This is a genomic window from Pantoea sp. ANP04, from assembly GCF_041982285.1.
In the GTDB taxonomy this organism is placed as follows: domain Bacteria; phylum Pseudomonadota; class Gammaproteobacteria; order Enterobacterales; family Enterobacteriaceae; genus Pantoea; species Pantoea eucalypti.
On the sequence record NZ_JAUTYS010000016.1, the window covers coordinates 16,899 to 42,015 of the forward strand.

The 25,117-nt window shown below is 51.9% G+C and carries 23 protein-coding genes; 17 read left to right on the top strand and 6 right to left on the bottom strand.

What is annotated here, in order from left to right; genetic code table 11:
- Positions 1-14: 14 nt before the first annotated feature.
- From tssH to ddpX, 6 genes are all read left to right on the top strand, one after another.
- A complete protein-coding gene (tssH, locus tag Q7C21_RS18915) occupies positions 15-2,567 on the top strand; it encodes a type VI secretion system ATPase TssH (RefSeq protein WP_008924978.1) in 2,553 nt (850 codons plus the stop codon).
- Complete coding sequence (locus Q7C21_RS18920) at positions 2,564-3,886, top strand: VasL domain-containing protein (RefSeq protein WP_008924979.1); 1,323 nt, start codon at positions 2,564-2,566, stop codon at positions 3,884-3,886. Before tssH ends, Q7C21_RS18920 begins: the two co-directional genes overlap by 4 nt.
- A 141-nt stretch (positions 3,887-4,027) precedes the next feature.
- On the top strand, positions 4,028-4,933 hold the full coding sequence (locus tag Q7C21_RS18925) for a hypothetical protein (RefSeq protein ID WP_375151029.1): 906 nt from the start codon (positions 4,028-4,030) through the stop codon (positions 4,931-4,933).
- A 94-nt stretch (positions 4,934-5,027) separates the two neighbouring features.
- A complete protein-coding gene (locus Q7C21_RS18930) occupies positions 5,028-5,993 on the top strand; it encodes a hypothetical protein (RefSeq protein WP_008924981.1) in 966 nt (321 codons plus the stop codon).
- Between the two features lie 182 nt (positions 5,994-6,175).
- Positions 6,176-6,667: a hypothetical protein gene (locus Q7C21_RS18935; RefSeq protein ID WP_008924982.1), complete on the top strand. Its 492-nt coding sequence runs from the start codon at positions 6,176-6,178 to the stop codon at positions 6,665-6,667.
- Between the two features lie 225 nt (positions 6,668-6,892).
- Positions 6,893-7,474 (top strand): D-alanyl-D-alanine dipeptidase, encoded by a 582-nt coding sequence (gene ddpX, locus Q7C21_RS18940; RefSeq protein WP_078804179.1) that lies wholly within the window; start codon positions 6,893-6,895, stop codon positions 7,472-7,474.
- A gap of 171 nt (positions 7,475-7,645) precedes the next feature.
- On the opposite strand, the gene Q7C21_RS18945 is transcribed toward ddpX, so the two are convergent.
- A complete protein-coding gene (locus Q7C21_RS18945; RefSeq protein ID WP_003854080.1) occupies positions 7,646-7,882 on the bottom strand; it encodes a DUF2171 domain-containing protein in 237 nt (78 codons plus the stop codon).
- Positions 7,883-8,235: 353 nt separating this feature from the next.
- On the opposite strand from Q7C21_RS18945, the gene Q7C21_RS18950 reads away from it, so the two are divergent.
- The 7 genes from Q7C21_RS18950 to Q7C21_RS18980 all read left to right on the top strand — a co-directional run bounded on the left by Q7C21_RS18950 (position 8,236) and on the right by Q7C21_RS18980 (position 13,194).
- Positions 8,236-8,832, top strand: coding sequence for a DUF1349 domain-containing protein (locus Q7C21_RS18950; RefSeq protein ID WP_078804180.1), 597 nt, complete (start codon positions 8,236-8,238; stop codon positions 8,830-8,832).
- A gap of 102 nt (positions 8,833-8,934) precedes the next feature.
- Positions 8,935-9,954 (top strand): DUF481 domain-containing protein, encoded by a 1,020-nt coding sequence (locus tag Q7C21_RS18955; RefSeq protein ID WP_008924985.1) that lies wholly within the window; start codon positions 8,935-8,937, stop codon positions 9,952-9,954.
- 103 nt (positions 9,955-10,057) lie between these two features.
- Positions 10,058-11,023 carry a magnesium/cobalt transporter CorA gene (corA, locus tag Q7C21_RS18960; protein WP_003854075.1) on the top strand — a complete coding sequence of 322 codons (966 nt, stop codon included), beginning with the start codon at positions 10,058-10,060 and terminating at the stop codon, positions 11,021-11,023.
- 297 nt (positions 11,024-11,320) lie between these two features.
- Complete coding sequence (locus tag Q7C21_RS18965) at positions 11,321-11,554, top strand: hypothetical protein (protein ID WP_375151030.1); 234 nt, start codon at positions 11,321-11,323, stop codon at positions 11,552-11,554.
- A gap of 474 nt (positions 11,555-12,028) precedes the next feature.
- Entirely contained in the window at positions 12,029-12,301 is a 273-nt protein-coding gene (locus Q7C21_RS18970; RefSeq protein WP_003854069.1) for a cupin domain-containing protein, read from the top strand.
- Positions 12,302-12,312: 11 nt separating this feature from the next.
- Positions 12,313-12,738, top strand: coding sequence for a DUF4186 domain-containing protein (locus tag Q7C21_RS18975; RefSeq protein WP_003854068.1), 426 nt, complete (start codon positions 12,313-12,315; stop codon positions 12,736-12,738).
- Between the two features lie 138 nt (positions 12,739-12,876).
- On the top strand, positions 12,877-13,194 hold the full coding sequence (locus tag Q7C21_RS18980; protein WP_003854066.1) for a hypothetical protein: 318 nt from the start codon (positions 12,877-12,879) through the stop codon (positions 13,192-13,194).
- 65 nt (positions 13,195-13,259) lie between these two features.
- On the opposite strand, the gene Q7C21_RS18985 is transcribed toward Q7C21_RS18980, so the two are convergent.
- Positions 13,260-14,498, bottom strand: a complete 1,239-nt coding sequence (locus tag Q7C21_RS18985; protein ID WP_003854064.1) for an AI-2E family transporter — start codon at positions 14,496-14,498, stop codon at positions 13,260-13,262.
- Positions 14,499-14,849: 351 nt separating this feature from the next.
- Between Q7C21_RS18985 and Q7C21_RS18990 the strand changes: the two genes are divergently transcribed.
- A complete protein-coding gene (locus tag Q7C21_RS18990; protein WP_003854059.1) occupies positions 14,850-15,179 on the top strand; it encodes a hypothetical protein in 330 nt (109 codons plus the stop codon).
- A 14-nt stretch (positions 15,180-15,193) separates the two neighbouring features.
- On the opposite strand, the gene Q7C21_RS18995 is transcribed toward Q7C21_RS18990, so the two are convergent.
- On the bottom strand, positions 15,194-18,952 hold the full coding sequence (locus Q7C21_RS18995; RefSeq protein ID WP_140033618.1) for an NAD(P)-binding protein: 3,759 nt from the start codon (positions 18,950-18,952) through the stop codon (positions 15,194-15,196).
- Between the two features lie 603 nt (positions 18,953-19,555).
- On the opposite strand from Q7C21_RS18995, the gene Q7C21_RS19000 reads away from it, so the two are divergent.
- Complete coding sequence (locus Q7C21_RS19000; protein ID WP_140033617.1) at positions 19,556-20,248, top strand: YetF domain-containing protein; 693 nt, start codon at positions 19,556-19,558, stop codon at positions 20,246-20,248.
- Between the two features lie 14 nt (positions 20,249-20,262).
- Here Q7C21_RS19000 and Q7C21_RS19005 read toward each other — a convergent pair whose 3' ends face one another.
- A complete protein-coding gene (locus tag Q7C21_RS19005; RefSeq protein WP_003854055.1) occupies positions 20,263-20,997 on the bottom strand; it encodes a GNAT family N-acetyltransferase in 735 nt (244 codons plus the stop codon).
- 188 nt (positions 20,998-21,185) lie between these two features.
- On the opposite strand from Q7C21_RS19005, the gene Q7C21_RS19010 reads away from it, so the two are divergent.
- Positions 21,186-21,392, top strand: coding sequence for a hypothetical protein (locus Q7C21_RS19010; protein ID WP_003854053.1), 207 nt, complete (start codon positions 21,186-21,188; stop codon positions 21,390-21,392).
- Positions 21,393-21,456: 64 nt separating this feature from the next.
- On the opposite strand, the gene Q7C21_RS19015 is transcribed toward Q7C21_RS19010, so the two are convergent.
- On the bottom strand, positions 21,457-22,650 hold the full coding sequence (locus Q7C21_RS19015) for a zinc-dependent alcohol dehydrogenase (protein WP_003854051.1): 1,194 nt from the start codon (positions 22,648-22,650) through the stop codon (positions 21,457-21,459).
- 150 nt (positions 22,651-22,800) lie between these two features.
- Positions 22,801-23,391 carry a hypothetical protein gene (locus Q7C21_RS19020; protein WP_003854049.1) on the bottom strand — a complete coding sequence of 197 codons (591 nt, stop codon included), beginning with the start codon at positions 23,389-23,391 and terminating at the stop codon, positions 22,801-22,803.
- Positions 23,392-23,755: 364 nt separating this feature from the next.
- Between Q7C21_RS19020 and Q7C21_RS19025 the strand changes: the two genes are divergently transcribed.
- A complete protein-coding gene (locus Q7C21_RS19025; protein ID WP_008924991.1) occupies positions 23,756-25,042 on the top strand; it encodes an HAAAP family serine/threonine permease in 1,287 nt (428 codons plus the stop codon).
- Positions 25,043-25,117: the final 75 nt, after the last annotated feature.

Here is a 25,117-nt window from a genome sequence, read left to right on the forward strand (position 1 = left end):
ATCAGGAAAAAAAGATGAGTCAGTATTTGAAAAAAATTACGGAAGTCTTTTCTGCCGATGCGCGGTACTGCCTGAATGCGGCAGTGAGTCAGGCCGTTAGCCGGACTCACCATGAGGTGAGTGTTGAGCATTTACTGCTGGCGCTAATCACTACTCAGACGGTATTGCTTGAACAGCTGTGTCTGGGGGCGGGGCTCAGAGGGGACCAGCTGGCAGACGCGCTGACGCATAGTCTGAACCAGCAGCGCAGCGGCAATACCTGTGGACCCGTACTGTCTGAGTCCCTTGTCCGGCATCTTGAGAAAGCATGGCTGCATGCCAGCATTTGCTGGCATCAGCGGCATCTTCCTGCCACGGCGTTTATTGGTTGTCTGCTTGCTGACCCGGACGATGTTACGTTGCCTCTTCCGACAGAGGTTCGTCAGGCACTGCATTGTGACGTGCTGAAGGCTGACGCACTCATGGCTGAATACTCAGGTACGGGCCAGAAAAAAGATAACACGGAAGAAGGTGTGCCATCTGGTGGGCCTGCATTGCTGAAATACACCCATAATCTGACTCAGAAAGCGCGCCGGGGAGAGCTGGATCCCGCTACAGGGCGTGAGAATGAAATCCGCCAGATGATAGATGTATTACTTCGTCGGCGTCAGAACAATCCAATCCTGACGGGTGAACCTGGCGTCGGTAAAACAGCACTGGTTGAGGGATTAGCGCAGCGCATCGTCAGCGGTACCGTACCAGACGCACTGAAAAAAATGGATATCATGTCACTTGATCTCAGCCTGTTACAGGCTGGAGCCAGCGTAAAAGGTGAATTTGAAAATCGGCTGCAAAGCCTGCTCTGTGACATTCAGTCACACCCCGTGCCGATCATTCTTTTTATTGATGAGGCACATATGCTGGTTGGAGCAGGAGGGACTGCGGGCCAGAACGATGCGGCCAACCTGCTAAAACCCGCCCTGGCAAGGGGAGAGTTACGCATGATCGGTGCTACAACGTGGTCCGAGTACAAAAAATATTTTGAAAAGGATGCTGCGCTTGCCCGCCGCTTTCAGATAGTCAGGGTGACGGAACCCGACCGGGACACGGCAATTAATATGCTGCGGTCGATTGTACCCGCCATCAGCAGTCATCATGGTATTCCAGTCCCTGATTCGGCAATCGTGGCTGCTGTTGAATTCTCTGCCCGTTATCTTCCGGGCCGGCAGTTGCCTGATAAGTCAGTCACGCTGCTGGATACGGCCTGTGCCAGGGTGGCTTTGTCCCAGAGCGACGAGCCACGAGAGATTGAAGATCTGAATGTCATGCTGAGGAATATCTCACTTGAGCGCCGTAGCCTCTCTCTGGACAGTGGATGTGCAACACGTATTGCCTGGCTGGATCAACGTAAAGCTGAAATCAAACAAGACCTGACCATTCTGACTCCGGTATGGAAAGAACAGCAGAGCCTGGTTGCCCGGATTGCTCAATGCCAAAATTCTGAGCAGCAAGCAAGCCTGCGGCAGAAACTGTCTGTAATGCACAAACAGCAACCTATGGTCTTCGAGCGTGTTGATGCGGCATGCGTTGCAGAAATTATTGCCGGGTGGACGGGGATTCCGGTGGAACAAATCCTGGAGCAAAAACAGGGGCCGCTGAATACTCTGTATGAACGTTTGTGCGAACGGGTTACCGGACAATCACATGCGCTTGAGGCAATTGTCCGGCAGATTCGAACCAGTCGGGCGGGTCTTGCCGATCCGTTAAAGCCAATGGGCGTCTTTATGCTGGCCGGACCTTCCGGGACAGGTAAAACAGAAACAGCACTGGCCCTGGCAGAAATGTTGTACGGCGGAAGTAGAGGGCTGATAACGCTGAATATGTCTGAGTACCAGGAGGCACACTCTGTCGCCGGCCTGAAAGGCTCTCCCCCTGGCTATGTCGGCTATGGACAGGGTGGCGTACTGACTGAGGCTGTGCGTCGACAACCCTATAGCGTTGTTCTGATTGATGAAGTTGAAAAAGCACACAGAGATGTGATCGAACTTTTCTATCAGGTATTTGACAAAGGGGTCATGGAGGACAGTGAAGGGCAAACTATCGACTTTCGCAACACCTTCATCATTCTGACCAGTAATCTGGCTGATGATGTAATTATGGCGGCAGGAGAAAAGGAATCTCCTGATATCAATGCATTAGTCCGCCAGATACGACCTGAATTCAGCCGCGTATTTCCAGCGGCGTTTATGGGGCGTCTGACCCTGCTCCCTTACTTACCGCTCAGTGCCCAGGCGCTTAATAATATTATCAACGCGAAGCTCAGAAAAATCAGCCTGCGCTTTTCTGGCAGAGACGGTGAGAAGAGATCTCTCAGTTACAGTCCTGCAGTAGTGAGGTATATCGCTGACCGCTGTCATGTCAGGCAAAGTGGCGCGCGTGATGTTGATACTGTAATCAATCAAAGCCTGTTGCCTTTGGTGACCGATTATTTGCTCGAAGCTGACGGCAGCGGAAACCTGCATATCCTGGTGCAGGTTACGGGAAAAGATCTTGCCATCGTTACAGATCGACAGAGTAAAAGAAAATGAACTCAGGCACTGGTTTTCAGGCGCTAAAAGTTAATAAAAAAGATCCGAGACAGAGCCCGGAGTTTCTTGAAATCAACTGGTCCATGCAGAATGCAGATATTCGCAGGATGAGTGAAAGTGAATGGAAAACGCTGGATAGCCAGTGCCGGGCATACTGGCGTAAGTATGGGTATGATTTGCAGAGTGGGTGTTGGTTCTGTCTGATGAGCTTAAAGCTGGACGGCTGGAGAGGTCTGGCGCAGGGACTCAATATCCTGGTTAGAGTATGGCGCGGCAAGGCATCCGAATATTGCTGGCCTCCGGTCGTCGATTCGGATCGACGACGATATCTGCTTGAATGGCTGAATACACACGTAGTGACCAGTATTTACCAGCTTGACTGTGATGATAATTTTACGGCCATGGCCAGTAGTATTGCTGAAAGTATTGCACTGCTTTATGACGAAGCGGTGAAAACGGATGCGCGTTGCAGAAACTCTTTAAAAAATATGCATTATTTTCTTCAGGTTCGCAGTAAAGCATCTTCTTCTTTGATTTTAAGCCTTGCACATTTAAAAATTGATAAAGATATACGGCCAGAATTATCTCCGATCAATATTAAAACCAATTCCTCTGTCCAGGGGAGCAGCATAAAAAGAAAGCATCTTATTCAGGCTGGATGTGCAGGTATTATTGGCGGTATGTTGGCGACCATGCTGTTAATGTCCGGCATCAGATACATGGAAAAACCAGGAGTTACCGAAAAGCTTGCTGGGGTACTTCAGGATTTTCCGGGTGACGATGCACTGACAGCATTAGCATGGCAGGGGATAGATAAGGAAGAACTGGAAAGTCATCGTGATGAAATATTGCATAAGTCGGCGTCATTATTGACATGGATTGCGGATCGTCCAAACGATGAATTACTTCGCAAGGGCGATATTCTTGCTCAGCGTCTTGAAAATGCATGGCCTGATAATTCAGTCAGTCAGAAATGGAAGTATAAACTGCAGGCTAAGGCTAACATTTTACCCTCAACGTGGAACTACAAAGAGGTTACTGCCGATCTGGACGAATTTGATTTAAAACTGGCCAATGCAGAACAGAAAAAAGGAGGATATTTAACGATTTCTGAACTGAAAAGCTTTTCCTGGAAAATACGCAGAAAACTGGAAAGTTCAGGCGTACCACCAGAAGAACTGCTTAGATATTCAGCAGAGGATAAAGAAGGCAGCCGTAAAGAAATTCTGGAGTCTGTTGCAAAAACCTTGTCTGCTTTAAATGCTTTGTATGTATTGTCAGTGAACCAAAATGATAAGCCAGCACAAGAAAATCATTAAGTCCCAAAAGGATTATGCTCTTTAATGAACGTAATGTTTTTTCTGAAAAAATAAAGCTGATTTGATTTTGTTATTTTGAGGTGGCTGGCAACACTAAGCTAGCATCACCCGTGTAAAATTATACTAAACATGAGATTTAAAATGATAAACTTTGATAGAAGTATTTCAAAGAAATGTTTAAAAAAATTCAGTGAGAGAACTCAGGTTAGAAACGAAAGAGAAAAGATTAATAGCGATATATTACGGGCATGGGATTATGAATTAAATAAAAAAGCAAGACCAGATTTAATGATCGCACACTGTATCTCTTCCCGCGGAAGCGTTTCTGCCATTGGAAAAAAGAACACAAACTCACCTTTTTTAACAAAGACTGTAGAAGTGGTTCTATCATCATGGGATGTTATATCTGCCTGTTGTACAGGTGCAGTGTCGAATTCTAACGGTATTATGGAAGGTCGGGTGCCTCTGGATATTCAACTCAATCTTCGTGTTCCGGTACAAAATATTTTGGGTACGCATCATAGTGATGTGAGATTCAATAATTTTTCAGGGCTTGAAGGTAATGTTCCGCATGGACGTGTTCTGGATAAAGCGGCATTGACCGAAAGTATTTTTAAAGGGATAGAAAGACCTAATGATCATGGTTTCAAAATGTCTGGTCCTTATAATATTTTACGTCATCCAAATGAATTCTTGAGAAAAATTGTTTCCAGTGCGGTTAATTATAACGAAATACTTCTTGTGGGGAAGACAGGCGTACGGATGTATATGGACTTCCCATGTACTGAAATGATAAAGCTAATAGGGGTTTCATTCAGACCAAATTATCTTATAAAGCTTTTGATCAAAGGGGAATATGACGAAGAAACACTGTCAAAATTTGAAGAGGACATGGAGTTTATAAAAAAAATCCTCAGGATTAATGCTAGTAACAGACTTCTATTTCCGATGGGAAGACATCCTGGATTAAGGAGGCTTAAGTTTTCATATCACATTGAAAAAGCAGGGTTTATAACAGTTGATGGTAGCTCTTATGTGCTTAGATGAAAGCTAAATTTTTAACATTTTACTGATTATTCATAAGGTGCCGGGAGAATGTTCCTGCCAGCCCTGTTATCCGTTAATTATTAAGGAGATACGTATGGATGAAAAAAAGTGTGTGGCCGGCAATCCATTGCAGGTAAACAAGGCATTGGAACTACAGGCATTGATTATGTGTTATTTCCCAAAATATACTAACTGCGAAGTTAAGTTTGAAGAATGCAACTGGGATTTCGGGGGTAGTGATAATGTTATTCAGTCAAAAATAAGAAGTATGGCTATATCAAAAGGGTATTGTAAAAAGGATTTTATAGTGCGAAACCGGATGGTTGTAAAAAAAGAAAAAGCAATCAGCCCCATAAAAACCCTTCACAGGGCATTAGTAGCAACCTATGTTACTTCAGGTAATTACTATAATACGCCCTTAAGACGACGTCTCAATCCAGTTCAGCGGCTTGTGTCTGAACCACTTACCATGAGTATGGAGGATGTCATTGAAAAGTTCAGGCGTGAAAGCGAAGAAGCTGCCAGAGGTTATGGGTTTAGCCTTGATTTTACTGTAAGAAGCATGAGATTACAGGGCAGGTTGTCTGCGGGCTTTTCAACATTACTGCTTAAAAATCTGCTATTGGAAAGAAAAAGAAAAGGGACAACGTTTCGTGGCGTTCTGGCGTCATCACAGTTTGTGACTTTGCTCGATTATTACAGTCAGCATTCTACCGTTGTAACCACAGATCAATTTCTTTCCACTACCACATATCAGCTTGTTGCCAGAGAGTTTTCCGCAGGAAAATATGATTCCCGATCTGTTTCTGAAGGAGATAAAAAAGTTGTCTTTATCGTGGAGGGATACTCTGGTGCAGAAATATCAGCCTGGATTGATGAAGGTGAAGTGTTATATCCGCCAGAAGTTTATTTTCAGGTCTGTCCAGTAAATACTTATGAAAAAATACGTTATCTGGGTGCTACATACGGCGCGTTTATCTATAAATTAAAAGAGGTTCCTGCGCCAGATACCGATAAGGAAATACCCTTTTTAACAGATGTTCATAAATTGCAACGTTAAGGCATAATTTTAATAACATGTTTGATATCACACCTGAAAATGCTGGGGTTAAAACATACATTCCATAAATATCTTCTTTTGGTTTTTTAGCTTTTAAGAAGAATATGGCGGTGTTTTCAGGGTGAGGTTTCTCTTATTTTTTTCTGGTGGATGCTTTTATTTTTCTATAAAAGGTAATGTTTATGTTAACAAGCACTCAACGTGATAAGTTAAAAAATATATTTAATCATCGTGCTAAAATGAAGACAATCAATTCATTTTTATCCTTACAAGAACCTGCGGGCCCAGAGCAAATCCTTGAGCTAAGGAGGTTGTCTGACAATGATTATTTTTTTGTCCCTGTGATGCCTGAAAGGAAAGTTAATATCCCGAAACCTCATGGGCGATTTTTATTTGTTATTCCCTCTTTCTCGCCAGGAAAGGTCTTCTGTGGCGTACCTGATGGTTACCGGACGTTTGCTTCTGATATTATCAAACCAATACAGGGCCATACTTCAATATGTCTTGATAAAGATGTGTTTTTTGCGGGTGAAGTGGATTTTATTAATGGCGTATTGAAAAGCTGGTCGAATAACAGTGGTCATTATATGCCAAAAGCAGAACTCATTGATATTAATTTTATTCCGGCAGTAAAATTACTCTTGCCTAAAAGTAAGTTTAATGAGATTTTTTGAAGTAATTTTTTGTTAATGATAGACATGTAATTTTTTAGACTACTGTTTTTTTTGAAAAGCAGGATGTCCAGGAGTGCCAGAAAGATTCATTCACTACAGAATCTGGCAAATGCCTGCAAATACCTCAGAATTGGTAAAGGAAATAGATCGTTCATTACGGTCTGGAAGAATGCGTTAGCAAAGATACCTGAACCCTAAAATTTTATGAACAAGGAGCACCCCATCATGGAAAGTCAGAGTCTTGTTGATATCGCTGAGGCCTTTCCTCAGTCAGCCATCGATCTCAAATATGCCACCGCTGACAACCTCACCGGTAAGCCGATCTATCGCGACGCGCGTTGTCTGCTGCACGTTGATGCGGCGAAAGCGCTGGCAAAATGTATCAATATCGCCGGTGTGGCGGGCTATAAGATGCTGATCCTCGATGCATATCGGCCACCTGCTGCGCAGGCTATTTTATGGCAGGCCTGTCCGAATCCTGACTATGTTGTGCCGCTTTCGCGTGGATCAAACCACAGTCGCGGAACGGCGGTAGACGTGACGCTGATCGATGAGCGCGGTGAGATCGTGGATATGGGCACCGGCTTTGATGAGATGAGTGAGCACTCTCATCCTTATCATCCTGCAGTGCCTGTTCCGGCACAGCGCAACCGACTGATGCTTAATGCCATCATGCTGGGCGGTGGCTTTAGCGGTATTGCAACCGAATGGTGGCATTTTGAATTGCCCGGTTCAGAGAACTATCCTCTGATTGACGGTGTGTTTCACTGTTATTCCTCGTCTCATGCTGAAAATATCAACATCTGAAGCGTTATAAACAGACGGGGTATAATGAGTGCAGGGAAATGCGTATCGCGCTGTTTAATATAAGCAGAGTGATTAAATAAAGGAGTTCGGGCAGGGCGGAATGACGTTTTCATTTACAGCGGTTTTCTGGAGTAATAAAAATAAGCCGTGGCAGGCGCCACGGCTAACGATTTATGCAGACTGCCACTCGCTTTCAACATCCGCTTTGGCTTTAGAGAGAATGACTTTATTGTCATCCACTTCTTTAACCCAGCTGAATGGGATAATGTGGTGCTTGCCGCCTGCTTCAGGGTCGCTTTTCGCCAGTTTAATTTTGTCGTCGCCTTCAAAATGGTCGACAATACCGACATGTTCGCCGTTTACATCAACAACCTGTGCGTGATCCAGAATCTCTGATTTATCTACCATGGTGGCTTAATCCTTATATTTGATGAGTTAAGTTGCCCTCAGACAAAACAAGCCTGGTAGTTAAATACGTTTTTAGCCAGGCGATTAACAAAATGAAATAGTTAAGTGCACTGGTCCTGGTCGATATTATTTCCCCTCATAAGTGTGTGAAAGAAAAATAAGCGAAACCGCAGATAAGGCGGATTTGTCTGTTGCATCAGGCATTCTGACCTGTTCATCTGCCACATCACTTTAATCAGATTAGCTGCGTGAGTCTGCCGCGCGTTTAACAACAAGGCTATGATAATCAGACCCATCGCCTTGCGGTAGAGCAACCTGATCGCGGGCGGTTTAACGTACAGAAAGGAGTCCCTATGACAGCAGTCAGTTCATTGACCACCGAAGGCGGCGTCTGGATTAATCAGCCGCCGGTACACAGTCTGGATGGCAATACGTTGCAGTTCGAAACCGCATTAAACAGTGATTTCTGGCAGCGCACCTGGTACGGCTTCGAACGGCACAGCGGCCACGCCTTTGGCTTCTGGGTAGAAAACGACTTCACCGTTCAGGTGCAGGTGAGGGCAGAATTCAGTCAGCTCTATGATCAGGCTGGTCTGTTCATTCAGGACAGTGAAACGCATTGGGTTAAAGCGGGTATTGAGTTCAACGATGACCAGCCCGCCATTGGCAGCGTGGTCACGCGTGAGTTTTCTGACTGGTCTACCGGCGTTTTTCCAGGCGATGCGCGTCAGTTCTGGATGCGAGCCACGCTGGAAAATGCCGCGCTGAGGATCCAGTACTCCACTGATGGAGAGATATGGCCGCTGTTGCGACTCTGCCCGTGGCCGGGTCAGGGGCGGCGTTTTGTCGGCGTGATGGGCTGCTCGCCCGAACGCGAAGGGCTGGCGGTTAGCTTTATGGATTTCGCGCTGACTCCGCCGCTCGGTAAAGCACTGCACGACCTGTCATAACCCAGGGCAGATTGCTTATCATCGCAGAATCGGCTTAATTGTCGGGTCAGAATTTGCGGTGACGCGTCGTCCATACAGGGCAACGCTTTTACAGGGAAAGCCATGCGTTGTTCCAACTTGTTGACCAGACTGCTGGTCATCTTCTGCTGTGCCGGGTGGGCAGAGCAGGCCGCAGCCGATACCGTCTGGCTGAATAATGGCGACCGGCTGACGGGCACGATTCGTTATCTCAGTGACGGCAAGCTGGGTATAGAGACACAGTATGCCGGGACCGTCACGCTGGACTGGAATGCGGTCAGCACGCTCGCCAGCGAGAATCCGGTCAATGTCGAAAACAAACAGACCGGTGAGCATTATCAGGTGCGGCTCAGCTCGTCCGATCCCGGCTATGTCTGGGTTGAGCGCAACGAGCAGGAGCAGCAGGTCTCCCTCAGGCGTATTGACGAGTTTATGAAAGCCAAAGTACGCACCGATCAGCTCGCCTGGACCGGCAACATCGATGCGGGCGTCAAAGTCAAAAAAGCCTCGACCAAAACGGATGACTACAGTTTTGCGCTTAACACCAAACTCAACCAGGGAAAATGGCGGCATGACATCGGCGCGACCTTCAATCGCGAGCAGGAAAACGACAGCATCAACACCAGTAACTACAGCCTGCGCTATGCCTTTGATTACCTGGTCAGGGAGCAATATTTCTGGCAGACCCGCGCGACCTACAAGCGCGACTGGGTTGAGAATCTCTCCCGGCAGGCGCTGATCGGTACCGGGCCAGGCTATCAGCTGTGGGACACTGAACTCAGCGCGTTCTCACTCTCATTGCTGGGCGGTGCCTTTGAGTATGGCTACAGCGATGACAGGGAAGAGCGACATTTTGGCGGCTCAGTACGCTGGAACTATCAGCGCTATTTGCTGGGCAAGTCGGTCACGCTTTACAGCAATGGCGACATCGGCCATTCGCTGGACGATGACGGGGTATTTATGCTGGATGCGGAAGTCGGAATGCGCTATAGCCTGACTTCCTGGTCAACCCTGCATATTGGCTATCATCGCAACCTGGTCAGCGGCATACCGGATACCCTGAATGAAGGCATCTTCTCCACCGGGCTTGGGCTAAAGTGGTAATCCGCAGATTGCGCAACGCCGCAGCAAATCCTTACGGTTTTTATCCGGTTACAGGCCCGGCATTAGCTAAGCTCCATGTACTGTCACAACAGGAATGCAGAAGATGATCGTAAGTAGCATGGTGTATCGTCCGGGATGCGCGGGCGAAGAGGTCCAGGTCGATGATATCAGTGAAGTGATTAAAGAGCCGGAGGCGTTTATCTGGCTTGGGCTGTGGCAGCCAGACGCTGAGTTTATGGCGAAGATTAAAGAGGAGTTTGGACTCCACGAACTGGCGGTTGAGGATGCGCTTAATGCCCATCAGCGACCTAAAATCGAACATTATGGCGACTCACTGTTTATTGTCGTGAAGACGGTGTGCGCTAAGGATGATACCTGCGAGCTGGGTGAGTCCCATTTCTTTGTTGGGAAAAAATTCCTGATCAGCATCCGTCACGGCGCATCGGAAAGCTACACCCCGGTGCGACAGCGGGCGTCTGAAAACCCGGCGCTGCTAAAATTTGGTCCGGCCTATCCGCTTTACTGCCTGCTCGATTTTGTCGTGGATCGGTATGCTCAACTCTCCACCTCTCTGAATGAGCGGGTCGGGCAGATGGAGAACGATCTCTTTACCAGCGAATTCGACCGCAAGTCGGTGCAATCGGTTTACACCATGCGTCGTCATCTGCTGTCGCTGCGCAATGCGGCGCTACCGGTTGAAGAGATCTGCAATCAGCTGATTCACCTGCATGAAGATTTGATACCCCGTCCGCTGCGTGCCTATATCCGTGACGTACAGGACCATGCCCGCCATGTGGTAACCGACGCGGAAGATATGCGCGAGATGCTGACCAGCGCCATGCAGGTCAATCTGGCGCTGGTCACGGTGCAGCAGAATGAAGTGGTGAAAAAGCTGGCCGGCTGGGGCGCGATTCTGGTGATTCCGACAGTTGTATTCAGCATGTATGGCATGAACTTCGAGCACATGCCGGAGCTGAAGTCGCTGTATGGTTATCCGCTGGCTGTCGGGCTGACGCTGGTGGCCTGCGGCGGGCTGTGGGCCAGGCTGCGCCGCTCTGGCTGGTTGTAATCGTGACGGGTCAGGAGAGGGTGCATAAACGGTCATCCTGTTCCTGACCCGTGTTCTTTCGCTGTACCTGACGCAACTGCCCGTTTTTGCTGCGGGTCCACATGAAGATGCGCGGGATTGGTCCGGCAGAACAGGCAACAGACACCGCCACAAAGCGAACCCTTTGACGCTGCGCTTATTCTGCCGCTGCCCTTGTAATCCTGTCGATTTAGTTCAGACTCACTACTCCACTCATGTTTTATCATCAGAGCTGGCCTGACTATCAATCAGCGTTATGCTTTTACAGTCAGGATTAATGTGAATGAATTTACACGTTTTACCTTCTATCCGATCACCGGCTGGCATATCGGTCCTCTGAGCTCGCATCAGGCACTCGTCCTCAAATTCGGTTATATCGATCCCGACGCCCCGCGTGAACATGGCCCGCAGGAGACGCTGTTCCTGGGGCTGACCATTGAAATGGCCAAAAAACTGGTTGCCAGTCTTTCCGAACATATCGACTACGCCGAAAAAATGGGCAACCAGCACTAGTTTCCATCCGGGAAGACGCCTGGCGGTTGGCATTCAGTAATCCATCGTCGGGTGCGCACACCGTTACGCTGCCGCCGCATTTAACCTACTGGCACCACCGCCGACAATAACGCTATCCACGCCACTCTACGCGACTGGCCTACGCTGCGATTCACTGGCTGTCGCTGCGGGGTTCGTTTTCGTCTGATTGCAGCATAATGAGTCCTGTTTGAGTCAGCAGCGTCTGTGCCCGACGGGCCTCCACGCCTCTTTTGGACTATTGGTGATTAATCAGCAATAGCCCTGTTCTTTCATGGTGAACACACTTTTTTGTCATCCTGATGTCAAACCAGCGACAATAAGAGAGCAGGAACAGCATCCGACTGACCGGTCAACAACGTTGCCTGCGCGACGGTACGTAACCCGTTGAGTGCCATAAGTAACCATAAAGATCGTCTACACTGCTTAGGGTCTGTTCCACATTGAGGTGTTGCCATGACCGAACATGAATTCAGAAAATTGTTAGCCGAACAGGGCTTTGATGAGCCGCTGCTGGTTGAACGTGCAGCGTCAGCCCAGCTTGATAATCACGTCCATCCCTTTGAGGCGCTGGCACTGATTCTCAGTGGTGACATCACTATCAGTACTGAACAGGGCGACACGACGTATCATCCCGGTGAGACATTTCACCTGCAGCCGAATGAGCTGCATCGCGAGGCGTTTGGTCTGCAGGGCGTCAGTTATCTGGCGGGACGTAAATATGAGTAACGAGTATTAGCATGAAGGTTTCAGACGATCTCTTTATCCGGCTGGCGCGCTCACCGTTCCGCCAGCGTTTTCGCCTTGGACGCGCTGAATATGATTACGCCAACAGCAAAGGCGAGTCGGTAGTGAGGCAGCACGCCGCAGAGTTTGTGGAACAGCGCCTTGCGCCTGCCCAGCCTGAGAATGATGGCAAACAGACACCCATGCGCGGCCATCCGGTGTTTATCGCCCAGCACGCCACCGCGACATGCTGTCGTGGCTGTCTGAGTAAATGGCACAATATCGGACAGCATCAGCCGCTGAGTGCTGAGCAGCAGGCGTATGTGGTAACGGTGTTACTGGCGTGGATTACGCGACAGCTGGAACAGCCTGCGCCGCCTGCTCGCGTGACCCGAAATCAGCCTGAAAAAGACGACGATCCGCAGCTCGCGCTTTGGTAGTGGGCGAAAAATCTACAATCAATCACTTTTTCTGGTGAAAACTGGCCCTTTTTCATTCCTGGTTTATTCTTAAATCTTTCCTGGGAAGGCTATGCCAGGATTAAAACCTACACGGCAACGATGAATACAGAGGGAATTATGAAGAAATCAATTATTGCACTGTCTGCTATTTTGCTGGCCTCGCCAGTATTTGCTGCTACTACTACAGACAACACCGTTGCAGAAGCGCATAAAGGCGCTGATACCGCGAAAGAAAAACTGCATCAGACCCAGAACGAAGGCGAAGAGCTGAAGCTGAAGTCTGAGCACGCCGCTGAAGGCAAGAGCCACACCACCGGTAGCAAAATCACCGAAGGTACACAGAAGGGCTGGCACAAAACCAAAGAAGGCACTGAGAAAGGCTGGGATAAAACCAAGCAGGGTGCTGAAGATCTGAAAAACAAAGCGACCAACTAATTCGCTGCTGTTTCAGAGTTAAAAAAAACCCACCGAAAGGTGGGTTTTTTTATGGCCTGACGCTGTCAGGGCTTATTCAAGGCTGCTTTCTCTCTCTGCGAGGCGACTAACGCTGAGACTTTGCTTTCCGTTTCTGCAGCCGCTTCCGCTGATGCCGCAGCCGCTTCTGCCGCGGCTTCTGCTGCTGCCTCGGCGGCGTCATCGGACTGTTTCTTGCCTTCTTCGATAAACTCTTCGTCGATGGCTTCGATATTCTCGCGGTTATCGCGTCCGGAGAGGAGATTCCAGCAGGCGATAAACAGAGCAGCAATCACCGGACCGATAACAAAACCGTTAATGCCGTAGATTTCCATACCGCCCAGCGTGGCAATCAGGATCATATAGTCAGGCATTTTGGTGTCTTTGCCGACCAGCAGCGGACGCAGGATATTATCCACCAGACCGACAATCACCACGAAGAAACCCACCAGGAACAGCCCTTTCCACAGTGCGCCAGTGGCGAAGAAGAAGATCGCCGCAGGCACCCAGATAATGGCGGAACCGACGGCCGGAATCAGGGAGAGGAAGGCCATCAGCGCACCCCACAGCAGGCTGCCGTCGATGCCGGTAAACCAGAAGGCCAACCCGCCGAGAATACCCTGAACGATACCGACTACCACCGTGCCTTTCACCGTCGCGCGCGCCACGGCGGCAAACTTCACCATCAGGTGATGCTTCACGTAGGTTGAAAGCGGCAGCGCTTCCAGAATCAGATGTACCAGATAGGAGCCATCTTTCAGCAGGAAGAACAGCAGATAAAGCATGATGCCAAAGCCGACGGTGAAGCTGAACGTTCCTTTACCGATAATAAAGGCGCTGCCCGCAACATACTGACCGCCCTTAAGGGCAAACGAGGAGAGCTTCTGCTGAATCTGCCCGGCGTTATCCAGATTGTTTTCAGCCAGAAAATGCTTCGCCCAGCGCGGCAGATGCTGCAACAGATCGGCGAAGACCACCGGGAACTGCGACGAGTTGGTCTGCAGCTTGTGATAGACCGCGTTGGTTTCAACCACCAGTGAGGAGGCAATGATCGCCAGCGGCGTAAACACAATCAGGCAAATACAGAGCAGGGTAATTAACGCCGCTACGCCATTACGATCACCCAGTCGATTACGAAGCCAGGTTTTCAGCGGATGGAAAATGACCGCCAGAATCGCTGCCCATAAAATCGACGAGAAATAGGGCGAAAGGACGTCAAAAAAAGCGACGGTGGCGATAGCCAGAATCAAAATGAAAAACCCGATGTTCAATCCTTTAAAACGCATGGAAAAACCTCATCTGGAACAAACGCTGATAAACCCGACGCGCAAATTTTCTGTGCCTGTCTTCGCCTATGCGAGGGCCTGGGACGCATTAACGGTCTGGCTTTGTTCTTAACACGCTGCTGGTGGCAGCATCATACTGGCTAACTATCTGAAAGGTCTGGCAGAAGTGATGAACGGATAATGTTCGTTCGCTGCGTGACTTCCGGTCGGTAGCAGGCTGCTTATGACTGCAGCGCGCTGAATCCTACATTAGCGTAGCGGTTTCGACCATTATTGGTAGGTCAGAGACTCATGTTCTCTGTGTATGCTGCCGATAATAGCGTTGACTGAGCAAAAAACAGGCAATAAGAAATGGGTAAACCGAGCGTTTTAACGGTGCTGCTGGCGCTGGCACTAACCGGCTGTGCCACCAAACAGTATCCTCAGGCGGCGGCGGTAACGCCGGAAGAGACGGCGACACTTAACTGCAGTGCACTGGATCAGGAACTCGTGAAAGCGCACAGCGTGCAGAGTGACATTGAGCAAACCGGCCAGTTTGATGCACTGACCGTACTGGGGTTTGTCGGCGATTTCGGGCTGGGTAATGGCATTGCGAAATACAATGCCAGCCAGAAGGCAGAACGGCGACTGAATCAGTTACAGTCGCTGAAAGCCGCGAAGTGCAGCCAGCGACTGTCGTAGCGGGCGGCTTAAAATCAGCCAACGGTTCCTGCGCGGACATGCTGCAGCCGGACATTTTCGGCTGCACGTTTACCTGCCAGAAACGCGTGATCCGAATTGTAATATTCCCACTCGCTGTAGCGACCCGACAGATGAATATCCTGAGTCAGCAGCCACTGACGGATCAGCGCCACGTTATCGCTTCGTGCATGGTCATAGACCACGTAGGCATAGGGCATATCAACCTCTGAAGCACAAAGCAGCGGATCGTCCGCAGTGATCATGCCGACCCTGATGCAATCCTGACGGCAGCGCTCAATCAGCGCATCGCCCTCCAGCGGCAGTGGGTTGGCCGCATTGTAGGTGATTTCGCAGGTTAAGCCGAATCCGCCAGGCGGATTGCAGTGTGGGCTGGCATTACCCTGCACAAAGATGCGGTGGAACAGCGTATCGCCAGGATAGTAAATCCAGTGCTTTTCGGTCAGATCAGCGCGACCAATGCCCAGATTCACACAGCGCACCGAAACAAACTGCAGCTGCTGCGCCGCCCGTTGCACACTCTCCGGCACCTCATCGCCCATCAGTTTAATCAGCTCAGGTAGCGGCATGGTGCTAATCAACTGCTCATAACGGTAGTGGCGACCATCCGCCAGCAGCGCAACATGCGCCTGCGAATAGATGCGGGTCAGCGTCGTATCCGTTTCCAGCGTACATTTCAGATGCGGCAGGAAGCCGGACATCAGTGCCTGGAAACCGCCGCGCAGCGGATAGCCAAATCGGGCGTTAGGGCCGACCGGTTTCGCCAGTGGTTGTAGTGCGCCATCGATGATCTGCGACAGATCGGGCAGTGGGACGCGTCCGCCCAGCCAGGAGGTTTCCATATCTGTCAGCGGCACTTTCCACAGCTTCTGGTTGTAGGGCAGGGCAAAGTGACGTGCGATGCCTTTACCCCAGGTTCGCATAATGAAGTGCTGGAAATCCTCTTCGCCTTCCACCATGCCGCTGCTGCTGCCCTCATCCGGAATCGCGCCATCCGCACAGCAATCCCGCCGCGCCCGCGCGCGATCCAGCGGCACGGCAGCTGTCGCCGTTGCGCCATAACGCGCCTCGATAGCCCCCAGCACGCACTCTTTTACCACCTCGACCGGCAAGCCGTGCAGCGCAGACTGGAACGGATAGCGGGTATACACGCCGTCACTGTAGACCCAGGCTTCACGTGCCTGCCAGTGCAGATTGTCGCCCAGCAGCATTTCATAGAGCTGCAACACATATGGGTCCTGCGAGAACATAATGTGACCAGCATAATCGAAGGTGAACCCCTGATCGTCAATCGAGCGGCACCAGCCGCCTGGGGTGCTATTTTTCTCCAGCAGTACGGCACCTTCGCCATAGTGATAACCGGCGCTCAGCCCGGTGGGTCCGGCTCCGATAATCAGGCACGGCACCGCATCGCTCTCCAGCATGGCCGGCGTTAAAGGTGTGACGTTAGCCTGTGCGCTGGCCTGACTGGCTGACTTCAGGGCAGGCTGACGTTGCGCGAGCGCCTGCTGGATCAGTCCATGTATCTGCTCAGCGGTGCGATCCCATGAGGTGGCATCCACTTTTGTCTGCATCCGTCCCATCAGCGCCAGCCGCTCAGCGGCACCCATCGCCATTGCCTGTTCACAGGCGGCAATAAACGCCGGGTGAGTTTCTGCTACTGCCACCTCCTCTGCGTAGTGGCGCGCCACATCGACAATCGCGGTACTGACAATCGGCAGCTGCGCCGCCATATATTCCAGCACCTTGGTAGGCGAGATGAAGCGGGTGGAGGCATTAATGGCGAACGGCATCAGACAAACATCCCAGCCTGCCAGAAATTGCGGCAGTGCCTGGTAGGGCTGCTGGCCGAGCCAGTGAATATTGTCGCGCTGTGGCAGGCTGGCGGGATCAATTTTTACTACCGGCCCAACCATAATGATCTGCCATTCGGGGTGGGTGTCTGCCAGCGTCGCAATCAGCGACAGGTCGATGCGCTCATCAAGCACGCCGTAGTATCCCAGACGCTGCGGTGGAATCGTATCCTGCAACGGATGACGATTAGTGCGATCGCGTGCCTGCTCAAAATGAACAGCATCGACACTGCTGGGAAAGCAGTAGACCTGAGAATGTTTGTCACGCTTCGCTTCGTAGAGACTGGTGCCGCCCGTAAAGACCAGATCGGCGCGGGTCATCAGTGCCGATTCGCGCTGTTGTAACTGGCGCGGCGCATTCTGGAAAGCGGAAAGCTCATCCATACAGTCGTAAATTACCAGCGAGGGATCAAACGGCGTCAGCAGCGGCAGCGCCATCGGCGTATAGAACCAGATCAGCGGCTGTTCATCTTCCTCAAGAAGTGGCGCCAGCAGCAGCAACAGTGGCGCGATCTGGCTGTCATGAAAACCGGGCGCGTCGCTGTCGGTATGTGGCTGGATGACCGTGATGTTAGCGGCAGGTGAACTCTGATGCAGACCCGGTGGCCCCGACTGCCGGACCGGCTCCTCGACAAACAGCACGCGATAGTGCTGCGCCAGGCGTGTCAGAAGCTGCTGCGGACGCTGGAAAACAAATCCCCAGCGTAAATGGCTGAAAACAATGAGAACAGGTGGTTTCATGGTGTGCTCCTGACGTTGTAGTGGGGACTGAATGTGCTGCAAAAAGCGCTGCGCCTGCCGTAAAGCGTCGGCATAAGGCTGCTGTAACTGGCGGGCGTAAGGATCCGGCCCCAGCAGATCGAGATCCCATAAACCGCTGCGGGTCCAGAAGGTTGTCTCTTCCCACAAGGGACGATCGAGGATCGGATAGAGGCAGATGCCGATCAGATCAACGCCTGCCAGCTGTGCCTGCGCTACCTGGGTGGTGATTTCGCTGATCCAGGCTCCACGTCCGCTGCCAACATGACTCGTTTCCGCCAGCAGAATGGGCCGCTGGTAACGCTGCCAGACTTGCTGCAGCATCTGATGCAGTGGCTGGCGGCGGTTGTCGCCCAGATGCCAGTAAAGGCGGAGGTTTGAGCCCTGTTCCCACTGGTTATCGTGGTAGTAATTCACGCCAATCAGATCGAGATAGCGGGGTGTGCCACCCAGCTCCGGGTTACGCCTGCCGCTAAGCATGTCCCACGCCTGATACTGGGTATCGCACATCTCACGTGCCAGCACGTCACTGGTGGGATCGGCAGGATCGGGCACGATATGGATCAGCGGATCGCAGTGCAGCAGACGGGCGCGCGGATCGGCCAGCCAGATCGCATCACAGGCGGCCAGAGTGGCGCGAACCAGTTGCTGCTTGGCAGCATCCGCCCGATCCGGCGCCGGAATCGCCTCACAGGCGAACAGCCCGACCGAGATGCCCCAACTGACAAAGGAGATTTCATTCATTGGGGAGTAGACCGGCGGCTGCTGATACCAGGGCACCAGAAAGCGGGCCAGCGCACCGCAGAACGCAGCAAAGCGACTGATAAAATCGTGATCAAACAGGCTGACGCCAGCGGGCCAGCCGTAATGGCAGATTGTCCAGCTCAGCTGGATGCCCTGCTGCTCTGCGGCCCGCATCCGCGCAGCGACCGTCGAAAAGTCATAATGCCCATCGCGTTCACATAAGCGCCAGCCGACGCTTTCGCGTACCGTGCGAATAGAAAAGGGGGACAGCGCGGCATAATCCTCTGCTACACGTGCCTGATGCTGATTAAGATCGTTCATCGACAGCGCAATCCCGGCAGGATTGATATGGTCGGCACCTTCATAGCCGGCCTGCCAGAAACTGGTAAAAGGCGTCATGGCATCTCCCGAAAAAAAAGCAACACGTTTCTCTCTGACGAGCCGTCGTGAAACGGGTCAGGGCGTTACAGGTATGCATTGCAGACTGGTCGTTATGACCAGTCTGAACAGATGGGCGATCCTTGCCATAAGGCACAACCACTGAAGGACAGGCATCAGGTCCTGTGGCGGTCTGGACGAGAGATAGCAGGTATCTATGTGCGGCGCTATCGACAGGAAAAAGACTGACTTCTCTGAATGTTATCGGGTTTACGGAAGCCTTACTGGAAAGTATAGATGCGAGAGTGTGGTAATCAACTCATTGAAGTAAAAAGAAAAAAGCGTAGCGGTAAAAGAATTCCAGTCAGAAACAGGATGTTTTTTGGTTAAGTTTCATAATCTGTTTGATAAGCGCAACGTGAACAGCGTCAGCGCTATTTTCAGCTTTATTAACCTTTTCCTTCACATGCAGAGAGGTCAGACTCACCCGCTTTTACGTTACAGCTTCGCTTGCCTTTTGGCGGGCTGGCGACAAGATTTACTTATCACTGGCCTGAATCTGCGGGTCATCAACGGAGGGCTGCGATAATGCGCGTTCCCTTAAAACAGGATGTTTAGCAGACTATGTTCTCATTCGACTGGCACCGTTTCTTACTCAACGATCAACCGGCCACTTTTTTATTTGAGGTGGTGGCGCGGGTCCTGATCGCATATCTGGTGGTATTCACCTTTTTGAAAGTGTCTGGACGACGCGGCGTGCGCCAGCTGTCCCTGTTCGAACTGGTGGTCATCCTGACACTGGGCTCGGCATCGGGTGACGTCACATTTTACGATGATGTACCGGTGTTGCCGGTCATTATGGTGTTTGTGGTGCTTCTGGCCCTCTACCGCCTGACGACCTGGCTGACGGCACGCAGCCCGCGCTTTTCACGATTTATTCAGGGCGACGTCATTACGCTGATTAAAGATGGGTTGTATGTGCTGGAAAGTCTGGATCGGCTGAATATTTCCGAAGATGAGTTCTTTATGGAGTTGCGGCAGAGCGGCGTGGAGCATCTGGGACAGGTCCGGCTGGCGCTGGTGGAGGTCGACGGTCAGCTTAGCCTCTATTTCTATGATGATAATGAGATGCGCGCCGGGCTAAGCATACTGCCGCCGGAGCATCGGCAGGATTACAGTACGGTGCCGATCAGCGCCCTTTACGCCTGCACGCATTGCGGGCAAACACAGAGGATAGAAGCCGGGCAGCCGGCCGTCTGTCCGCGCTGTCAGCGGCAGCGCTGGTCTGCGGCACTGAGCGTGCGTCGGCTGCATTAATGGCCCGTGCCTGCTTAACCTTTCCGGCTTGTCGCGTCAGTATCGCCCCGATGAGCACCGGCGAAACAGGCGCTGAGTGAGCGCTTTTGCTCTCCTTCGGCGGTGAAATTATCCGCGCTCAACCAGGCGTTCAGGGCGCGCTGAACGTCTGGCCATTCCCGATCAATCATCGACAGCCAGTCGGTATCCCGATTACGCTGTTTTCGCGTCATGACCTGACGAAAACGGCCCTCAAATCGAAACCCCAGCCGTTCTGCTGCGCGTCGTGACGCCACATTGGTTGAATCACAGCGCCACGCGACTCGCCGATACCCCAGCGAGAAAGCCTGTTGCAGCAGCAGAAAAATCGCCTCGCTGCCGATAACACTACGCTGCATCAGCGGCGACCAGGTGACGTGACCGATTTCAAGGGTGCCATGTTCGGGTTCAATGCTGGCGAAGCAGACCACACCGCAGGGCTGCTGATTCGGCGTGCAGACAGTGAAGGGTACCAGGGCTTTATCAGCAACTTTATCCGCAATCCAGCGCTGCATCTGCATCAGCGAAGCGGGCCGCTCTGCGCTCAGCCAGGTCCAGTCGCGATCATCCGGTGCCAGCATAAAGGCCTGTAACAGCGACGCCGCATGTTCCACGCTAAGCGGTAAAAGAAGGCAGTGCTGTCCCTGGAGAGGAACGCCGTGAGGTCTGGCGACCGGCTGCCAGTCGGGCAACGCTTCACCGACCGGCTGATCAAACTGATTGATGTTCACTGGCATCCTCCTGAAGGGAATAGGGACGGGAAGCGGGAAAACTTTCGAGCTGTACTGACGGGCTATCCTGAACCGCGAGTAAACCCGTCGCAGCTTGTTCCCGCTACCCACATAACTTTGCCTGTTACTGACAGAAAATGAAAACCCTTCAGGCAGCATAGCGACACCGAATTCATTGAGGTGTGCGTATGAAAGTGAGGCTGGCCAGTACATTACTGTTTTTGCTGTTATCGTTTGGCGCGTTTTCACAACAGGTGATCAGTGAAAGTCATCCCCATTCACGCAGTGCGCGACTGCTCGAGCAGGGGAGTCAGGTGGACACGGCGGATTCGCCGGATGAACATCTGCTGGAGCGGCGGGAGTGGCGAAGCAGTCTGGAGCGTAAGCCGTTTTGAAATGAATTCCCCGGCAGAGTTCTCTGCCGGGGAGCAGGGAATGTGGCCCTGCTGGTTCATGTGACTAAATGGTGGCCTGGGAGGCTGCCATGCCAGGCACCAGAATCACCTTGCGACACTCCTCTTCGCGTTTTGCGAAAATATCGTAGCCGCGTGCGGCATCTTCCAGCGGGAGATGGTGAGTTATAATCTCTTCCGGCGTCAGATGGCCCTGCTCAATCAGCTTCAGCAGGTCAGGCAGATAAGCATGGACATGCGTCTGTCCCATCTTAAAGGTCAGCCCTTTGTCGAAGGCATCGCCAAACAGAAAGCCGTGAATAAATCCTGCGTAGACGCCTGGCACGCTGACGATACCGCCACGTCGCACTGCAGCAATACACTGACGCAATGCTTTGCCGCTACTGCCTTCCAGCTTGAGATTGGTGAGCACGGTCTCAGTCATGCTGCCTTTTGCCTCAAACCCGACGGCATCAATTACGGCATCTACACCGCGATTGCCGGTACTGTGTTCGATAATCCAGCCAGCCGGATCATCAATTTCATCGAAATTAATCGGGATTACGCCGTAACGTTCGCGGGCAAAGTTTAAGCGGTAATTATTATGGTCAATCATGTAGATCTGTTCTGCACCCTGCTGGCGGGCGCAGGCAGCACTGAGCAGGCCAACCGGTCCGGCACCGAAAATTGCCAGGCTGGAGCCCGGCTTGACCTCAGCGTTTTTCACCGCCTGCCAGGCAGTGGGCAGAATATCCGACAGGAACAGCACTTTTTCATCCGACAGCACCGACGGCACTTTGAACGGGCCTGTATTGGCTTTGGGCACCCGGACATATTCCGCCTGGCCGCCAGGCACACCGCCATAAAGCTTGCTGAACCCAAACAGCGCCGCAGGTGGCGTGATGTTTTTGCGGTTCAGGATAGCGCCTCGTCCGCTATTGGTATTTTCACAGGCGGCATACTGACTCATGAGACAGAAAAAGCAGTCGCCACAGGCGATAACAAAAGGGATGACAACCCGATCACCTTTGGCCACGGCGGTCACGGCGCTTCCGGTCTCAACCACTTCACCCATAAACTCATGACCGAAGATATCGCCATGCCCGGTCCCCGGGATTTTGCCGCGATAGAGATGCAGGTCTGAACCGCAAATAGCGGTAGCGGTCACACGCAGGATAATATCATCGGCGGCTTCCAGTCCCGGATCGGGCACGTTATCCACACTGACTTTATGGGGACCATGATAAGTTAATGCTTTCATCTCTTCATCTCCTGCTGACAAGGGAATGGTGGTCAGGCCAGAAGGCGTGACTACCCGCGGGAAAGACTCAGGGAACCTGAAATCGCAACCTGCCTGAAGTGTAGTAACCCTTTGAGGAGTAAGCAGAGCGGTGCATATGACTGACCTGTATCAGCCGGGCTGACAGGGCGGATGCAGCTGGATCGTAGCGACCGGGGCGGAGGCCGAATCGGGCTGCCAGCGGGCCAGATCGGCAAAGGCACGACGATAAACCGTATCGATCTGCGCCGGAACCTGTTCGATGTAGTGAAACGCATGCTCGCGTGTTTCACCGGTGAGATTCTGCAAATAGTGCCGTGCGTCATCCAGCGTGGGGATCTGGCCTTCCGTTCCCGCCATGCGGGCGGGCAGACCGGTCCAGATTAATCCTTCAATGCCTTTCGTCTGTGCCCACTCCGCCAGCGGTCCGGTTGCGTTCTCTGTCACCGTAATCATGCCGATGCCATCGACGCGGCTGTCCGGAATCGCCTCACGAAGGCGCAATGCACGGCAGGCGCTCTCCAGTGACGCCGTGTTTAACCAGGCCCAGAGTACCTGCACCGGTTTTGCGTTCAGACAGATTGCGGTCGAGAGTTCACCGCCGTCAGCGATGCGCACAAATTCAATCGGTACCGCAGGACCATCATGATGCCACGGACTGGCCACTGGCAGGTCGCCGGTTTTCCAGATTAACGATCCCCATCCCAGGCAGGCAATCTTCATTTTCATCTCCTTTGCATCTGTCGGCGTGATCGCGACAGCGTGAGGTAAAGCGTAGTCCGTTATGCTGAATCGTTGCAGGGATCACCTTTTTAAGGGGGTAAAACCGCCACATAAATGGCATGATCGCCGTGCAGTCGCCTTGCACGATATGACGGATTTTTGCGCAACACATGCGAGTTTATCTTCGTTACTTGAAGTTTTATCGTCATGTAGTGTAAAAAGTGGCGCACGCAATCGATTACCTATGCGCGGGCGGATCAGCGGCACCCTTCACTGATCCGCTTGCAGCAGAGGCGGAGAGCGGGAGAGACCTTTTCCTGCCTGTTGGCTCAAATTAATGGCGGCTTTTAACACGGAAAATCTGATGAAAACCACGCAAACGGGCACGCTGGGTGCGCTTGAGAGTGACGTCGATACGGGATGGCGTAAAACCGACACCATGTGGATGCTGGGTTTATACGGCACGGCAATTGGCGCGGGTGTACTGTTCCTGCCAATTAATGCGGGTGTCGGCGGTCTGATCCCGCTGATCATTATGGCGGTGCTGGCTTTTCCGCTGACCTTCTTTGCGCACCGCGCTCTGACGCGCTTTGTGCTCTCCGGTAAAAATCCGGCCGGTGATATCACTGAAGTGGTCGAGGAGCATTTTGGCGTCGGCGCGGGCAAGCTGATTACGCTGCTCTATTTCTTCGCTATCTACCCGATACTGCTGATGTACAGCGTGGCGATTACCAATACGGTAGAGAGCCTGATGGTGCATCAGCTTGGCCTGGTGCCACCGCCGCGTGTGCTGCTGTCGCTGCTGCTGATTGTCGGACTGATGACCATTGTGCGTTTCGGCGAGAAGATGATCGTGAAAGCGATGAGCGTGCTGGTTTACCCGTTTGTGGCGGTACTGATGCTGATGGCCTGCTACCTGATTCCACACTGGCACGGCGCGGCGCTGTCGACCCTTAACGTTCAGCCTGCGGGCAGCAGCCTGTGGATGACGCTGTGGCTGGCGATTCCGGTGATGGTCTTCTCGTTTAACCATTCACCTATCATCTCTTCCTTTGCGCTGGCGAAGCGCGAAGAGTATGGCGATGCCGCTGAGAAAAAGTGTTCGCGCATTCTGGCCTGTTCGCACCTGATGATGGTAGTGACGGTGATGTTCTTTGTGTTCAGCTGCGTGCTGAGCCTGTCGCCCGAAGATTTACACGCTGCCAAGGCGCAGAACATCACCATCCTTTCTTATCTGGCTAACCATTTTCAGGTGCCGATGATTGCGTGGATGGGGCCGCTGATTGCCATTGTGGCGATCACCAAATCATTCCTGGGTCACTATCTGGGTGCGCGCGAAGGATTTAACGGTATGGTCAATAAGGCGTTGCGCAGTCGCGGTAAGACCATCGCGCCAGCCAGACTGAATCGCCTGACGGCACTCTTTATGCTGCTGACCACATGGCTGGTGGCGACGCTGGACCCGAATATTCTCGGCATGATTGAGACACTGGGCGGACCGATTATTGCCATGATCCTGTTCCTGATGCCGATGTATGCCATCCAGAAGGTGCCCGCGATGCGTAAATACAGTGGTCACATCAGCAACCTGTTTGTTGTGCTGATCGGACTAATTGCTATCTCTGCAATCTTCTATTCGCTGGTGAAGTAACACGCAACAGGCGCATCTCAGTCACGCTGAGACGCGCCTGCTTTCCTGCCCGCCACTCGCCGTTCTTACTCTCCT

Bases quoted from the DNA above. Each gene is read 5' to 3' on its own strand.
- tssH (WP_008924978.1), top strand. From the start codon at position 15: ATGAGTCAGTATTTGAAAAAAATTACGGAAGTCTTTTCTGCCGATGCG.
- Q7C21_RS18920 (WP_008924979.1), top strand. From the start codon at position 2,564: ATGAACTCAGGCACTGGTTTTCAGGCGCTAAAAGTTAATAAAAAAGAT.
- Q7C21_RS18925 (WP_375151029.1), top strand. From the start codon at position 4,028: ATGATAAACTTTGATAGAAGTATTTCAAAGAAATGTTTAAAAAAATTC.
- Q7C21_RS18930 (WP_008924981.1), top strand. From the start codon at position 5,028: ATGGATGAAAAAAAGTGTGTGGCCGGCAATCCATTGCAGGTAAACAAG.
- Q7C21_RS18935 (WP_008924982.1), top strand. From the start codon at position 6,176: ATGTTAACAAGCACTCAACGTGATAAGTTAAAAAATATATTTAATCAT.
- ddpX (WP_078804179.1), top strand. From the start codon at position 6,893: ATGGAAAGTCAGAGTCTTGTTGATATCGCTGAGGCCTTTCCTCAGTCA.
- Q7C21_RS18945 (WP_003854080.1), bottom strand. From the start codon at position 7,882: ATGGTAGATAAATCAGAGATTCTGGATCACGCACAGGTTGTTGATGTA.
- Q7C21_RS18950 (WP_078804180.1), top strand. From the start codon at position 8,236: ATGACAGCAGTCAGTTCATTGACCACCGAAGGCGGCGTCTGGATTAAT.
- Q7C21_RS18955 (WP_008924985.1), top strand. From the start codon at position 8,935: ATGCGTTGTTCCAACTTGTTGACCAGACTGCTGGTCATCTTCTGCTGT.
- corA (WP_003854075.1), top strand. From the start codon at position 10,058: ATGATCGTAAGTAGCATGGTGTATCGTCCGGGATGCGCGGGCGAAGAG.
- Q7C21_RS18970 (WP_003854069.1), top strand. From the start codon at position 12,029: ATGACCGAACATGAATTCAGAAAATTGTTAGCCGAACAGGGCTTTGAT.
- Q7C21_RS18975 (WP_003854068.1), top strand. From the start codon at position 12,313: ATGAAGGTTTCAGACGATCTCTTTATCCGGCTGGCGCGCTCACCGTTC.
- Q7C21_RS18980 (WP_003854066.1), top strand. From the start codon at position 12,877: ATGAAGAAATCAATTATTGCACTGTCTGCTATTTTGCTGGCCTCGCCA.
- Q7C21_RS18985 (WP_003854064.1), bottom strand. From the start codon at position 14,498: ATGCGTTTTAAAGGATTGAACATCGGGTTTTTCATTTTGATTCTGGCT.
- Q7C21_RS18990 (WP_003854059.1), top strand. From the start codon at position 14,850: ATGGGTAAACCGAGCGTTTTAACGGTGCTGCTGGCGCTGGCACTAACC.
- Q7C21_RS18995 (WP_140033618.1), bottom strand. From the start codon at position 18,952: ATGACGCCTTTTACCAGTTTCTGGCAGGCCGGCTATGAAGGTGCCGAC.
- Q7C21_RS19000 (WP_140033617.1), top strand. From the start codon at position 19,556: ATGTTCTCATTCGACTGGCACCGTTTCTTACTCAACGATCAACCGGCC.
- Q7C21_RS19010 (WP_003854053.1), top strand. From the start codon at position 21,186: ATGAAAGTGAGGCTGGCCAGTACATTACTGTTTTTGCTGTTATCGTTT.
- Q7C21_RS19015 (WP_003854051.1), bottom strand. From the start codon at position 22,650: ATGAAAGCATTAACTTATCATGGTCCCCATAAAGTCAGTGTGGATAAC.
- Q7C21_RS19020 (WP_003854049.1), bottom strand. From the start codon at position 23,391: ATGAAGATTGCCTGCCTGGGATGGGGATCGTTAATCTGGAAAACCGGC.
- Q7C21_RS19025 (WP_008924991.1), top strand. From the start codon at position 23,756: ATGAAAACCACGCAAACGGGCACGCTGGGTGCGCTTGAGAGTGACGTC.